This is a genomic window from Bradyrhizobium sp. NBAIM01, from assembly GCF_020194115.1.
Taxonomy (GTDB): domain Bacteria; phylum Pseudomonadota; class Alphaproteobacteria; order Rhizobiales; family Xanthobacteraceae; genus Bradyrhizobium; species Bradyrhizobium yuanmingense.
In genome coordinates this window covers 459,710-473,569 of the sequence record NZ_JADYVU010000005.1, presented here as the reverse complement: position 1 = coordinate 473,569, position 13,860 = coordinate 459,710, and the positions used below count along the sequence as shown (strand labels likewise).

Below are 13,860 nucleotides of genomic sequence, written 5' to 3'. Positions count from 1 at the left end.
GTCAGGACAGAATCGACAGGCCGCGAGGGCCGGCACGAAAGCACTCAGGCTCCATCGCGAAAATTACTCAGAATCAAAGACTTAGAGCAATCGTCGGCAACGAAGATTGAAGTCGTTCGCCCTGACTCCAGGCTGAACCGAGGTCTTTTAGCACGGCAAAGCGGAGGCGCCAGCGATTACCTTGCCGGTCTCGCGGCCACGGGCCTATTTGGCGTCCTTGGCGGCAGCGGCCTGGCGATCGCGCGCGGCGGCGAGCTCGGCCTCGATCTTGGCGCGCTGCTCCAGCGGGATGATCGCCTGATCGCGATCCGGCGGCAGATCGTGCACGGGCAGATAGCTCCCGGGCTCCCTGGTACGCGGCGGCGCATCCGCGGGCGCCAGATCCGCGAGTTGGCTCGAACACCCGCCCAGGGCGAGCGCCGCGATCAGCACCGCGCCGCAGATCGGCAGCGTCTTTTGCAGGTCCCACAACGCCAACACTTGGGAAATCCCCTACTCGTCCCAATGCACGGCCCCGGGGCAAGCTTACCCAAGACCGTGCCCAAGCTCAAACCATTGCTGCCCAAATGGTGCGAGCGAGAAAACAACCGATGCCCAACAAGCCGAGCCGTGCGGCTCCATTGTGACGGAACCAAGAAGATTTGTCGCAGTGCAACACATCTTCGAGAGTGTTTAACGTCAAACATGCGAGCTTCGCGGTGACGAATACGGAATGAATCGTTACTGTTCTGCTCATGAGTATGGCCACGACCGATACGCCGAAACCCGAGACGAAGTTCGACGCCGAAGCCTTTGCGATGAACGTCGCGCGGGCGATGGAGAGCGGCGGCAAGGCGCTCGCCGCCTATCTCAAGCCGCGCGAGAGCGGCGAGGTGCAGGACCGCCCGCCGGCCGAGCTTGCCGAGGTCGTCAAGACGTTCACGTCGGTCGCCGAATATTGGCTGTCGGACACGTCCCGCTCGTCCGATCTCCAGACCAAGCTTGCCAAGGATTATCTCGACCTGTGGGGCTCGGCGGTGCGTCGCATGGCCGGTCAGGACGCCGAGCCCGCGATCGCGCCCTCGCCGCGCGACAAACGCTTTGCCGATCCGGAATGGAAGTCGAACCAGTTCTTCGACTTCGTCATGCAGCTCTATCTGCTCACGACCAAATGGGCGCAGGAGCTGGTGCGCGACGCCGAAGGGCTCGATCCGCACACGCGCCGCAAGGCCGAGTTCTACGTCCAGCAGGTCACCAACGCGCTCTCGCCGTCGAACTTCGTGCTGACCAACCCCGAAGTGCTGCGCGAGACGGTGGCGTCCAGCGGCGAGAACCTCGCGCGCGGCCTGAAGATGCTGGCCGAGGACATCGCCGCCGGCAAGGGCATGCTGAAGATCCGCCAGTCCAACCCGGACAATCTCGCCGTCGGCGTCAACATGGCGACGACGCCGGGCAAGGTGATCTACCAGAACGAGATGATGCAGCTGATCCAGTATTCGCCGACGACGGAGAAGGTGCTGCGCACCCCGCTCCTGATCGTGCCGCCCTGGATCAACAAGTTCTACATCCTCGATCTGAAGCCGGAGAAATCCTACATCAAGTGGTGCGTCGACCAGGGCATCACCGTCTTCGTGATCTCATGGGTCAATCCCGACAAGCGGCTCGGCAACAAGGGCTGGGAAGACTACATGAAGGAAGGCCCGCTCACGGCGATGGACGTGATCGAGAAGATCACCGGCGAGATGAAGGTGCACACCGCCGGCTATTGCGTCGGCGGCACGATGCTCGCGACCACGCTGGCCTGGCTCGCCGAGAAGCGCCGCCAGCGCGTGTCGTCCGCGACGTTCTTCGCGGCCCAGGTCGACTTCACTCATGCCGGTGATCTGCTCGTGTTCGTCGACGAGGAGCAGATCGCGGCGCTCGAGCAGGACATGAAAACGGTCGGCGTGCTCGAAGGCTCGAAGATGGCCATGGCCTTCAACATGCTGCGGTCCAACGACCTGATCTGGTCCTACGTGGTCAGCAACTATCTGAAGGGCCAGCAGCCGAGCGCGTTCGACCTGTTGCACTGGAACTCCGATGCGACACGGATGACCCAGGCCAACCATTCCTATTACCTGCGCAATTGCTACCTGGAGAACCGGCTCTCCACCGGCACGATGGCGCTCGACAACACCCTGCTCGATCTCTCCAAGGTGAAGGTGCCGGTCTACAATCTCGCCACCCGCGAGGACCACATCGCGCCCGCAGAATCGGTGCTCTACGGCTCGCAGTTCTTCGGCGGCCCCGTGAAATACGTGCTGTCCGGCTCGGGCCACATCGCGGGCGTGGTCAATCCGCCTGCCGCGAACAAGTACCAGTATTGGACCAACGACAACATCAAGAACGTCAGCGTCGCGCAGTGGATGAAGGGCGCCACCGAGCACAAGGGCTCGTGGTGGCCGGACTGGCGGGAGTGGCTGGGCGAGCTCGACCCCGAGGAAGTCCCGGCGCGCGCGGTCGGCAGCGACGCATTCCCGCCGATCGAGGACGCGCCCGGCAGCTATGTCAGAGTTCGCGCGTAGCGGAATGCGGCGCGCTTTCGTATAGACTAATTGTTTGAGCATGATCTTTTCGGAAAACCGCTACTCACTTTTCCGGATCATGCTCTAGCCTCAATCCAGCGACGACACAGGGACCGGCACTATGACACGCGAATTGTTCTGGCTGACACTGACGGTGATCCTGACGGGAGTTCTGTGGGTTCCCTACATCATCAACCGCTGCCAGGTTCGCGGGTTGAGCGGCGCCATGGCCAACCCCTCGCGCGGCGACAAGCCGCAGGCGGAGTGGGCCAACCGGCTGATGTTCGCCCATGACAACGCGGTCGAGAACCTCGTCATCTTCGCCCCGCTGGTGCTGATCCTGAACGCGATCGACTATTCCACGAAATGGACGGTGCTCGCCTGCGCCGTCTATTTCTGGTCGCGCATCGCGCACATCATCGTCTATGCGCTCGGAATTCCGGTGTTCCGCACCCTCGCCTTCACCGTCGGCTTCTTCGCCCAGGCCGTGCTGGTGCTGGCGATCTTCAGGGTGGTTTGAAGCACTTTCCACGTCATTGCGAGGAGCCCTCGCGACGAAGCAATCCAGACTATTTCCGCGGTGGAAGCTCTGGATTGCTTCGCTTCGCTCGCAATGACGGAGGATAGAGGCCTGCCTCACTCCTCCGGCAGGCCGAGCATCAGCCGCATGTTCTGCACGGCTGCGCCGGATGCCCCCTTGCCGAGATTGTCGAGCCGGGCGACCAATAGCGCCTGGTGATATTTGTCGCTGGCGAAGACGTAGAGCTCGAGCATGTTGGTCTCGTTGAGCGCCTCCGGCTCGAGCCGGCCGCCCTTGCTCGCCTCGTTTTGCAGCGGCATCACCTTGACGTATTTCGAGCCGGCATAACGTTTTGCCATCGCCGCCTGCAGGTCGGCGCCGCCGGGCTTGCCCGGCAGCGTGTCGAGCTGGAGCGGCACCGAGACCAGCATGCCCTGCCGGTAGTTGCCGACCGAGGGAATGAAGATCGGCCGCCGCGTCAGGTTCGAATAGAGCTGCATCTCCGGCAGATGCTTGTGCTCGAAGCCGAGGCCGTAGAGCTCGAAGGACGGGGCGCTGCCATCCTCGAAGCTTGCGATCATCGACTTGCCACCGCCGGAATAGCCGCTCACCGCGTTGACGGTGACGGGATAATCAGGCGGCAGCAGGCCGGCATCGACGATCGGCCGCAGCAGCGCGATCGCGCCGGTCGGATAGCAGCCGGGATTGGAGACCTTCTTCGCGGCCTTGATCTTGCCGGCCTGGTCCGGCGTCAGCTCCGCAAAGCCGTAAGCCCAGTCCGGCGCGACCCGGTAGGCGGTCGAGGCATCCAGCACCTTCGGCGCGTGAGCCCCCATGCCGTCGATCAAGGCAACGGTTTCCTTGGCGGCATCGTCGGGAAGGCAGAGGATGACGAGATCCACCTCCTCCATCAGCGCCTTCTTGGCCGCGGGATCCTTGCGCTTGTCGTCGGCAATGGTCTTCACCGCGACGTCGCTTTGGAGCTTCAGCCGCTCATTGATGCCGAGCCCGGTGGTGCCGGAGCCGCCGTCGACGAAGACGGTGGCCGGCTTCTTGGCCGCGCTGGTGGCCGGAGCTTTGGTGGTGTCAGCGAGGCTCATGATGCGCTCCCTTCGAGCATGTTCGTGTCGTCTGCGAAAATCTGCGGCCTTGCCTGCCGCATCAATTGTGAGATCCGCTTGGCATCGGCATCGCCGCCGTCAAGCGCATTCGCGATCGCCGCATAATCGGCATCCGACTTGTGCTGGTTCAGCTTGAAGCTGCCTTCGACCTCCTCAACGGTCATGACCAGCCCACCGATCCCTTTCTTCATCGTCTCCAGCCGACCCGCCGTCATCTTGGCCGACGTCCACGGCTTTTTCGGCAACAGCCAGCCCTCAAACTTGGCGCTGAGCGTCTCGAGCTGCACCGCCAGCTCGTCATCCGACAACAGCCGAACCGGCCCGCTCAGATGCACCGACTGGTAGAGCCAGGTCGGAACCTGATCCGGCGAGACGTACCAGTCCGGCGATACATAGGCGTCCGGGCCGTTGACCGCGAGCAGCCACGACGCCTCGCCGCCCGCCAGCTTTAGCAGCGGATTGTGACGGGCGAGATGAAAGGCGGCCTGCGGCGTGCCATCTGCGGCATAGGTCAAATAGAACGGCAACGGCGAGGCGATCGGCCGCTTGCCATCGAAGGCGCACATCGTGCCGAAGCCGCGCTCCTCGGCGAATTTCAGGCTCGCGGCGCGGTCCTGCTTGAAAAAGGGTGGCGTGTACATCGTGGTCTCCTGCTGGGCCTCCTCGGGGGACCGCCGGATCAGATCGCGCTGACAGGAGAGAGGATGCCGCGGATCGGGTCCAGCGGCAAAGACGATGATCTCAAACGCGATCGACCGCCCAAACCGCTAAGCTGCGGCGGCGGCGACGGGCGAACAGAATGGTCGCGGCGTTGATCATGGCGCGCGGCTATAATGCCCGCTGGTTCCATGGTCAAGAGCAAATCGGTTCAGTGGGACGGCAGGATGCCGCACGCGCGACGGCAGGACGCGCACAGATGTCATCGGCCCGCCGTGGAATTTCCACTAGAAGTAGGGGTTTTCGAGAACGACCGGCGGGACACAACCTCTTCGCCGGCCCCGAGCCGTTCGCACCCAGCCTCAGGACATCACCATGACCGAGATTACTCGTCGCGCAACGCTAGCCGGCGCCGCCGCATCGGCGCTCCTGCCTTTCGTGAAGATTTCGCCCGCGGGCGCCGCCGCGCCGCTGGCCGAGAAGCAGAATGCGAGCTTCTATCGCTACAATGTCGGCACCCACCAGGTCACGGTGGTCTGCGATGGCGTTGCGACCGTCAATCTGACCGACAATTACGCCGCCGGCGCCAGCAAGGATGACATCAACAAAGTGTTCGCCGAGCACCACCTGCCGGCCGACAAGGTCACCCACACCTTCAACCCGGTCGTGGTCAACACCGGACCGAAGCTCGTCGTCATCGATACCGGGCTCGGTCCCGACCAGTTCACGCAGTCGAAGGGCAAGGTCGGCCAATTCCAGAATAATCTCGCCGCCGCCGGCATCGACCGCGCGGCGGTCGATACTGTCATCATCTCCCATTTCCATGGCGACCACATCAACGGCCTGCTGGCGGCCGAGAACAAGCCCGCCTTCCCCAATGCCGAGATCCTGGTTCCGGCGGTGGAATGGAAGTTCTGGATGGATGACGGCGAGATGAGCAAAGGGATGGGCAATCCGATCCTCGAGAACAATTTCAAGAACATCCGCCGCGTGTTCGATGCCCTGGGCCGCAAGGTCACACAATATGAGGCCGGCAAGGAGGTCGCGCCCGGTATCACCTCGGTAGCGAGCCCCGGCCACACGCCAGGCCACAATTCCTTCATCGTCGCCTCCGGCGCCGAGAAGGTGCTGGTGCAGGTGGATATCACCGCGGGCGCAGCGTTCCTGTTCGTGAAGCATCCCGAATGGAACATCGCATCCGACGTCGACAAACCGCTGGCCCAGCAGACGCGCCGCAAGCTCTACGACATGGCGATTGCCGAGAAGATGCCGATCCAGGCCTTCCACGCCGCCTTCCCCGGTCTCGTCCGGGTCGAGAAGGACGGCTCCGGATATCGCTGGATCCCCGCGATCTGGAACGCATCGCTGTAGGCTTGCTTAGAAGGCTTGGCCTGACGCCCTGACCGGGCGGCCCCGTTGCCCGGTCAGATCACCCGCCAGATCCACTCCATGATCTTGGCGAGCACGTCGCCGAACAGCAGGAGCACGGCCGACCAGATCAGGGCCGAGACGAAGTTTGCAGCCTGGAAGGTCCAATAGGGCATCTCGAAGATGCCGGCCGCGAGCGGCACCGAGGCGCGCAGGGGTCCGAAGAAGCGCCCGATGAAGATGCTGGGGACGCCCCAGCTGCGCACGAAAGCCTCGCCTCTGGGGAGCAGTCCCGGATAGCGCGAGAGCGGCCACATCTCGGCGACCTTCTCCTTGTAGCGATAGCCGAACCAGTAGGAGACCCAGTCACCCAGCGCCGCGCCGAGGGCGCCGGCAATCCAGACCGGAAAAAAGTTGATGCCGCTGACCCCGATCAGCGCACCGATTGCCACCAGCGCGCCCCAGGCCGGGACCAGCAGCGAGATGAAGGCGAGCGACTCTCCGAAGGCCAGCACGAACACGATTGGCGCTGCCCAAGCCTGGTGAACGCGCACGAAGTCAGTGAGGGCGTGCGCAAACTGCTCCATCCAAAATAGCCTTCCCGCCCCGTCTCAAGGTGCTGCTCGATGAAAAGGACTGGTAAGCCAAGGACTTGTGTGACATCAAGTCACAAAACCCAGACATCACCAAGCCGGCACGTCAAATTGCCGGGAAATGGCGAGGCTGCGGCGTAAAATCGCCCGGATTCGCTCCCAACCCACAGCGCCCAGTCCGCCCTACGGTAACCTTTCCAAGTCAGAAGTGGCATAGTCGGCTTAACCGATTCGCCGCTTCTGCGGCCCTCAAAACCCATCAAGATATATGTCCAAGCAGTTGAAGCCAAAAGCAAAAGACGATTTCTTCGGCGGTGACGAGCCGAAGCCCCGCACAGCCGTCAAGGCGGCGCCGCGCAGTGGCGGGGAAGCCGATTACACGGCAGCCGACATCGAGGTGCTCGAGGGGCTGGAACCGGTGCGGCGCCGGCCCGGCATGTATATCGGCGGCACCGACGAGAAGGCGCTGCATCATCTGTTCGCCGAAGTCATCGACAACTCGATGGACGAGGCGTTGGCCGGGCATGCGACCTTCATCGGAGTCGAGCTGAGTGCGGACGGTTTCCTGACCGTCACCGACAACGGCCGCGGCATCCCGATCGATCCGCATCCGAAATTCCCGAAGAAGTCGGCGCTCGAAGTCATCATGTGCACGCTGCATTCGGGCGGCAAGTTCGACAGCAAGGTCTATGAGACCTCGGGCGGTCTGCATGGCGTCGGCATCTCCGTGGTGAACGCCCTCTCCTCGCGTCTCGAAGTCGAGGTCGCGCGCAGCCAGAAACTCTACCGCATGACCTTCGAGCGCGGCCATCCCAAGGGCAAGCTCGAGGACCTCGGCAAGGTCAACAACCGCCGCGGCACGCGCGTGCGCTTCAAGCCCGACACCGACATCTTCGGGCAGAAGGCCGCGTTCAAGCCGCAGCGCCTGTTCAAGATGACGCGCTCGAAGGCCTACCTGTTCGGCGGCGTCGAGATCCGCTGGAACTGCGCGCCCGAGCTGCTCAAAGGCGTCGAGGACGTGCCGGCGGAAGCGACGTTCCACTTCCCGGGCGGCCTCAAGGACTATCTCGCTGCCGCGATCCACGCCGACACGCTGGTGCATCCGGACATCTTCTCCGGCAAGTCGGGACGCAACGGCGCGCACGGCGCCTGCGAATGGGCGGTGGCCTGGACCGCGGATGCCGACGGCTTCCTTTCCTCCTACACCAACACCGTGCCGACGCCCGACGGCGGCACCCACGAATCCGGCCTGCGCAGCGCGCTGCTGCGCGGCTTGAAGGATCACGCCGAGCGCGTCGGCCAGGGCAAGCGCGCCGCCTCCGTCACCTCGGAAGACGTGATGGTGGGCGCCGCCGTGATGCTTTCGGTGTTCGTGCGCGAGCCCGAATTCCAGGGCCAGACCAAGGATCGCCTCGCCACCGCCGAAGCGCAACGCATCGTCGAGCAGGCGATGAAGGACCCGTTCGACCATTGGCTGTCGGGCAATCCGAACATGGCCAACCGGCTGCTCGACTTCGTCATCGACCGCGCCGAGGAGCGGCTGCGGCGGCGGCAGGAGAAGGAGACCGCACGCAAGACGGCCGGCAAGAAGCTGCGCCTGCCCGGCAAGCTCGCCGACTGCACCGATGCCGGCACCGAGGGCTCGGAGCTGTTCATCGTCGAGGGCGACTCGGCCGGCGGCAGCGCCAAGCAGGCGCGCGACCGCAAGACCCAGGCCGTGCTGCCGCTGCGCGGCAAGATCCTCAACGTCGCCTCCGCCGGCAAGGACAAGCTGACGGCGAATGCGCAGCTCTCCGACCTCGTGCAGGCGATCGGCTGCGGCACGCTCGCGCAATATCGCGAGGAGGATCTGCGCTATCAGCGCATCATCATCATGACCGACGCCGACGTCGACGGCGCCCACATCGCCTCGCTCCTGATCACCTTCTTCTATCGCCAGATGCCGCGGCTGATCGACGAAGGCCATCTCTTCCTCGCGGTGCCGCCGCTCTACAAGCTGACCCACGGCTCCAAGTCGGTCTACGCCCGCGACGACGCGCACAAGGAGGCGCTGCTCAAGAGCGCGTTCAACGCCAACGCCAAGGTCGAGGTGAACCGCTTCAAAGGGCTCGGCGAGATGATGCCGGCGCAGCTCAAGGAGACCACCATGGACCCGGCCAGGCGGACGCTGCTCAAGGTGGTGCTGCTGGCCGACGACCGCGACACCACGGCGGATTCGGTCGAGCGGCTGATGGGCACCAAGGCCGAGGCGCGCTTTGCCTTCATCTCGGACAAGGCCGAGTTTGCCAGCGACGAGCTGCTGGACGTTTGAGGCGGCAACCAAACCGGCTGCACGCCAACACAGCCCCGGCCCAAAGCCGGGGCTGTGTCTTTGGGGCAGCGGCCGCCGTTTCGGACCAGTTTGCCTTGTGTGCTGCCGGGATCTTCGTTGCTTTCCGGATTCGTCTCGCGGCGACTCGGCCAGCGACTCAGCGGATGCAGCGGCCGGGAGCAGGATTGCCTCCGTCTCGGACAAAACCGAATTTGCTAACGAAACCTTACTAAAAATCGAGTCGCCAAAATTCGCTCAAGACATTGAGATGTAATAGTTTTTATAGATCTAGGCGACGCCGCCGCAAAATGCCCTCGCACCGGCGTTTTCCGGCGACTGTGCCTGTCCGGCAACAGCATTTCGGCAAGAACCGTCTATAGTCCAGTCATCAGATGACACGGACTTCAGTGCGCTCGCGCCGACAAGGTTTGGGGATTTAAAATGAAGAAGACATTGCTCGCTCTGACCGCGGTTGCGGCGATGACCGGCACGGCCTCGGCTGCCGACTTGGGCGCCCGTCCCTACGCGAAGGCCCCGATGCCGGCGCCCGTCGCCAACTGGACCGGCTTCTACGTCTTCGGCGGCGGCGGCGGCGGCCTCTCCAATGCTGACCAGCAGATTGTCGACACCGCCACGGGTACCCCGCTGACCATCACCCAGCGTCAGGGCGGTTCCGGTTGGTTTGGTACGGTCGGCGCTGGTTACGACTGGCAGTTCAGCGGCACCTGGGTCGCCGGTGTGTTTGGCGACGCTCAGTTCGGCAGCATCCGCTCCACCATCCAGGATCCGATCTTCGACATCACTGGTAACCAGAAGCTGGAGACCTCTTGGGCCGCGGGCGTGCGCCTCGGCTGGCTGGTCGCTCCGAACGTTCTCTCCTACGTCAACGGCGGTTACTCCGGCGCTCACTTCGGCCGCACCAACTTCACGACGCTCGGCGGTACCCCGGCCGGTGTTCACCTCAATGGCTACGATCGTCACGGCTGGTTCATCGGCGGCGGCGTCGAGAACAGCCTGAACATCTTCGGCATCACCTCGCCCGGCTGGTTCATGAAGACCGAGTACCGTTCGGCCTTCTACAATGCCAAGACTGAGGCTATCCGCACCGATATCGGCGACCTCCCGACCATCAACAGCGTCCGCGCCAACAGCTGGAACCAGACGATCTCGACCTCGCTGGTCTACCGCTTCAACTGGACCGGTCCGGTCGTCGCGAAGTACTGATCTGATCTCACGATCAAGCGTCAAAGCCCCGGCATCGCCGGGGCTTTTTCGTATTGGGCCTAGCTAGCGTCCTTGCGGCCACGGCCCATTGTGTCCGTACCAGAGCTACGGCTAGTCTGTCGGCAAGTTTTCGTGGCTGCGGCAGTCGTTGATGCCGTGGAGCGCGACAGAAGCGGACCGATGGGAGGAAGGCATGCGCAGATTTCTGCTGGTGGCAGGCCTGTTTGCAACCGCTCTCGGGCTGCTCTGGATTGGACAGGGCACGGGCACGGTTCCGTGGCCGCGATCGAGCTTCATGGTCAACCAGCTGCACTGGGCCGGCTATGGCGCAGCCATGGCCGGGTTCGGGCTGGTGCTGATCTGGCAGAGCAACCAATAGAAGAACTCAGGGAATCCAAGCATGACATCCAGCCGGTTCGATCTCCGCGGCAAGGTCGCGATCGTCACGGGAGGCAATGGCGGCATCGGGCTCGGCATGGCGCGCGGCCTCGCCGATGCCGGCGCCGACATCGCCGTGGTCGGACGCAACGAGAGCAAGTCCGCCGCCGCCGTGGCCGATCTCAGGCAGCGCGGCGTGAAGGCGATCGCCGTCGCCACCGACGTGACCGACAAGGCGGCGGTCGCAGCCATGATCGACCGTGTCGTCAAGGAGCTCGGCCGCATCGACATCCTCGTCAACAATGCCGGCATGAGCATCCGCAAGCCGCCGCACGAGCTCGAGCTTGACGAGTGGAACAAGGTGATCGACACCAACCTCACCAGCGCCTTCATGTGCTCGAAGCTGGCCTATCCGGCGCTGAAGGCGTCCGGCAACGGCAAGGTGATCAACATCGGCTCGATGATGTCGATCTTCGGCGCGAGCTTCGCGACCGCCTATGCGGCCAGCAAGGGCGGCATCGTGCAGTATACGCGCGCCTGCGCCAATGCCTGGGCGCCGAACAACATCCAGGTCAACGCCATCCTGCCGGGCTGGATCGACACCGATCTCACCCGCGGCGCGCGACAGCAGGTCTCGGGGCTGCACGAGCGCGTGCTGGCGCGCACGCCTGCGGGGCGCTGGGGCGACATCGACGACTTCGCCGGCATCGCCGTGTTCCTGGCGTCGCCCGCGTCGAATTTCGTCACGGGTACGGCGATCCCGGTCGACGGCGGATTCTCGGTGATGGCCTGAAGCCGGCCTGCCCGCCATCCAAACGCAAAAAAGAAGCCCCGGACGACGCCGGGGCTTTTGAATTGAGACAGTGCTTTTCTTGATCGTTGGTCGCGTTGCGTCGACGTGCTCAGTAGCGGGCGATGGTGGGTGCGTCGAACTTGTAGCTCGCGCGCACCACGGCCCATTGGATGTCGCGCGGCTTGGCATCGAAGGTGTAGTTTCCGGAGGTGCCGCCGAGCTGATAGGTCTGGCTGGTGAAGGCCGCGTAATTGTATTCGAGGCCGACGATCCAGTTGCGGGTGACGCCGTACTCCCAGCCGGCGCCGACGGTCCAGCCATTGGCCCAATGGGTTTGTCCGCCCGAGCCCGTCGCCACACCGACGGTGTCGGTGACCGAGAGGCGGTTGTTCGCGCCGGCATAGCCGCCCTTGATGTAGAAGAGGTTGTTCTGCACGGCGAATCCGGCGCGCCCGACCACGGTCGCGAGCACGTTGGTACGCCAGGAGAACACGTCATCCGCGGCGCCAAACACGGTGTTCGTGAACGAGCCCTTGTTGTCGAGACCCGAAATCGTGCCTTCCACGCCGAACACGTAATTGTTGGCCTGCCAATTGTAGCCGATCTGCGCGCCGCCCATGACGCCCGCGTTGCGCTGGCGATAGCCCTCTCCCGGCAGCAGATCGCCGAACGCCGCGCCGGTGCCGTTGTTGATGAACTGCTGGTTGGTCCATGCGCCACCGATGTGGCCGCCGACATAGAAGCCGGTCCAGTTGAACAGCGGCTCGACATAGGCGGGCGCCTTCGTGTAGCGCGCACCGAGATCGGCGGCGGAGGCCGCGCCGGTCGAAACCAGAGCCGTCGTGCAGGCAAAGGCGGCAATCAACTTATTACGCATGGTACACCCCGTGTCCTTGATGGACGCACGGTCACAGACGGCTCTTACTAAAATTGAAATCAACACGGTTAACGTGGCGGTTGGGCCCGCATCGCGCCGTGAATCCGATGGCGATGTTGCAAGCGTGCAACGCATCGCGCGCGAATTCACGCCGCGTTATCCCTACCGAAGTCCTCCGCTAGGATTGCGGCGCGGCGCGCAAATGCACGTGCTCGGGCCGCACGCCGAGCGCAAGCAGGCGCGCTGGAATGCCCTGGAGCCATGGCAGCGCGGTGATGAGGCGCACGACCAGCGGCACCTTCAGCGGCCGGTCGCCGCCCTGCAAGGCGCCACTGATGATGTTGTTCTGCACGACCACCTGCATAGCTTGCGTCATCTTCACCGGGAACGCGCGACGGCGCCTGATGGCATCGAGCTCGTGCTCGGACGGGCAGCCATGCTGCAGCTTGTCCGCCAGGAGGTTCGCGGTCGCAACCGCATCCTGCACGGCGAGATTGACGCCGACGCCGCCGATTGGCGACATCGCATGTGCGGCATCGCCGATGCACAACAGGCCCGGCTGCGTCCAGCGTGTCAGACGGTTGATCGCGACGGTGAGCAGCTTGACGTCGTCGAAGCTCTTCACCTCGGCGATGCCGGAGCGGAGGATCGGCGCCATGCGCACGACGTCGTCGAGCAGCGCCGAAAGTCCCCTCGCCTTCACCGCATCGTACTGTCCCTTGGCGATGACATAAGCGCACTGCCAATAATCGCCGCGGTCGAAGGTGATCATCATCTTGCCGGGCTCGACCCGCGCGAACACGTTCTCGGTCTCTTCGGGTGTGCGGCCGGCGCGAAACCACAGCACGTCCATCGGCGCGCCGATCTCCTCGACGCTAAGGCCGGCGCGCTCGCGCACCGTCGAATGCCGGCCGTCGCAGGCGATGGTGAGATCGGCCTCGATGTCGATGATGCCCTCAGGCGTCTTCGCCCGCACGCCGGCGATCGTCTCGCCGCGGCGGATCAGATCGATCGCCTCCGTGCTCATCATCACCTCGAGCGAGGCAAAGCGCCTGCCCGCCTCGCGCAGAAAATTCAAGAAGTCCCATTGCGGCATGAAGGCGATGAAGGGGTATTTGGTATGGAGCCGGCTGAGATCGGCAATGCGCACAGGCGTGCCGCCGAACAGGCCGTCCATCTTTTGCAGGCGCTGGTGCGGCAGCTTCAGGAAGCCGTCGATCAGGCCGAGCTCATCCATCACTTCAAGCGTCGACGGATGCACGGTATCGCCGCGGAAGTCGCGGAAGAAATCCGCATGCTTCTCCAGCACCACGACGTCGATGCCGGCGCGTCCCAGAAGGTAGCCGAGCATCATGCCGGCAGGTCCCCCGCCGACGATGCAGCAGCGGACTTTCATGGTCCTGTCAGATTGTGGGTTGGGTGTCACTGCAGACGCGAACCGCGAGGTGAGTATCGATGAAGAGATGTCCGCCGAT

Annotated in this window: 13 protein-coding genes; 7 read left to right on the top strand and 6 right to left on the bottom strand. The window is 63.9% G+C overall.

The features are described from left to right. Positions 1 to 204: 204 nt before the first annotated feature. A complete protein-coding gene (locus I6F31_RS20070; RefSeq protein ID WP_035999913.1) occupies positions 205 to 480 on the bottom strand; it encodes a hypothetical protein in 276 nt (91 codons plus the stop codon). A 254-nt stretch (positions 481 to 734) separates the two neighbouring features. Here I6F31_RS20070 and phaC point away from each other — a divergent pair, with 254 nt between their 5' ends. Both phaC and I6F31_RS20060 read left to right on the top strand, forming a co-directional pair. After that, complete coding sequence (phaC, locus tag I6F31_RS20065) at positions 735 to 2,543, top strand: class I poly(R)-hydroxyalkanoic acid synthase (RefSeq protein WP_225186000.1); 1,809 nt, start codon at positions 735 to 737, stop codon at positions 2,541 to 2,543. A gap of 121 nt (positions 2,544 to 2,664) precedes the next feature. Continuing rightward, positions 2,665 to 3,063: an MAPEG family protein gene (locus I6F31_RS20060; RefSeq protein WP_035999918.1), complete on the top strand. Its 399-nt coding sequence runs from the start codon at positions 2,665 to 2,667 to the stop codon at positions 3,061 to 3,063. Positions 3,064 to 3,179: 116 nt separating this feature from the next. On the opposite strand, the gene argC is transcribed toward I6F31_RS20060, so the two are convergent. Both argC and I6F31_RS20050 read right to left on the bottom strand, forming a co-directional pair. Beyond that, complete coding sequence (argC, locus tag I6F31_RS20055; RefSeq protein WP_225185999.1) at positions 3,180 to 4,163, bottom strand: N-acetyl-gamma-glutamyl-phosphate reductase; 984 nt, start codon at positions 4,161 to 4,163, stop codon at positions 3,180 to 3,182. Next, the gene (locus tag I6F31_RS20050; RefSeq protein WP_225185998.1) at positions 4,160 to 4,825 is read right to left on the bottom strand and encodes an FMN-binding negative transcriptional regulator; all 666 of its coding nucleotides are present in this window, start codon (positions 4,823 to 4,825) and stop codon (positions 4,160 to 4,162) included. Before I6F31_RS20050 ends, argC begins: the two co-directional genes overlap by 4 nt. 391 nt (positions 4,826 to 5,216) lie before the next feature. On the opposite strand from I6F31_RS20050, the gene I6F31_RS20045 reads away from it, so the two are divergent. Beyond that, positions 5,217 to 6,212 (top strand): MBL fold metallo-hydrolase, encoded by a 996-nt coding sequence (locus I6F31_RS20045; RefSeq protein WP_225113553.1) that lies wholly within the window; start codon positions 5,217 to 5,219, stop codon positions 6,210 to 6,212. Between the two features lie 53 nt (positions 6,213 to 6,265). Here I6F31_RS20045 and I6F31_RS20040 read toward each other — a convergent pair whose 3' ends face one another. Beyond that, positions 6,266 to 6,796, bottom strand: coding sequence for a DedA family protein (locus I6F31_RS20040; RefSeq protein ID WP_035999932.1), 531 nt, complete (start codon positions 6,794 to 6,796; stop codon positions 6,266 to 6,268). A 274-nt stretch (positions 6,797 to 7,070) separates the two neighbouring features. Between I6F31_RS20040 and parE the strand changes: the two genes are divergently transcribed. From parE to I6F31_RS20020, 4 genes are all read left to right on the top strand, one after another. Next, positions 7,071 to 9,113 (top strand): DNA topoisomerase IV subunit B, encoded by a 2,043-nt coding sequence (gene parE / locus I6F31_RS20035; protein ID WP_035999934.1) that lies wholly within the window; start codon positions 7,071 to 7,073, stop codon positions 9,111 to 9,113. A 441-nt stretch (positions 9,114 to 9,554) separates the two neighbouring features. After that, positions 9,555 to 10,337: a porin family protein gene (locus I6F31_RS20030; protein WP_057029089.1), complete on the top strand. Its 783-nt coding sequence runs from the start codon at positions 9,555 to 9,557 to the stop codon at positions 10,335 to 10,337. A 193-nt stretch (positions 10,338 to 10,530) separates the two neighbouring features. Next, complete coding sequence (locus I6F31_RS20025; RefSeq protein ID WP_036000069.1) at positions 10,531 to 10,716, top strand: hypothetical protein; 186 nt, start codon at positions 10,531 to 10,533, stop codon at positions 10,714 to 10,716. Positions 10,717 to 10,737: 21 nt separating this feature from the next. Continuing rightward, the gene (locus tag I6F31_RS20020) at positions 10,738 to 11,508 is read left to right on the top strand and encodes a glucose 1-dehydrogenase (protein ID WP_225113551.1); all 771 of its coding nucleotides are present in this window, start codon (positions 10,738 to 10,740) and stop codon (positions 11,506 to 11,508) included. A gap of 109 nt (positions 11,509 to 11,617) precedes the next feature. Here the strand turns inward: I6F31_RS20020 and I6F31_RS20015 are convergent, their stop codons facing one another. Continuing rightward, positions 11,618 to 12,385: an outer membrane beta-barrel protein gene (locus I6F31_RS20015; protein ID WP_036022935.1), complete on the bottom strand. Its 768-nt coding sequence runs from the start codon at positions 12,383 to 12,385 to the stop codon at positions 11,618 to 11,620. 178 nt (positions 12,386 to 12,563) lie between these two features. After that, on the bottom strand, positions 12,564 to 13,781 hold the full coding sequence (locus I6F31_RS20010; RefSeq protein WP_081494455.1) for an FAD-dependent oxidoreductase: 1,218 nt from the start codon (positions 13,779 to 13,781) through the stop codon (positions 12,564 to 12,566). Positions 13,782 to 13,860 lie beyond the last annotated feature (79 nt).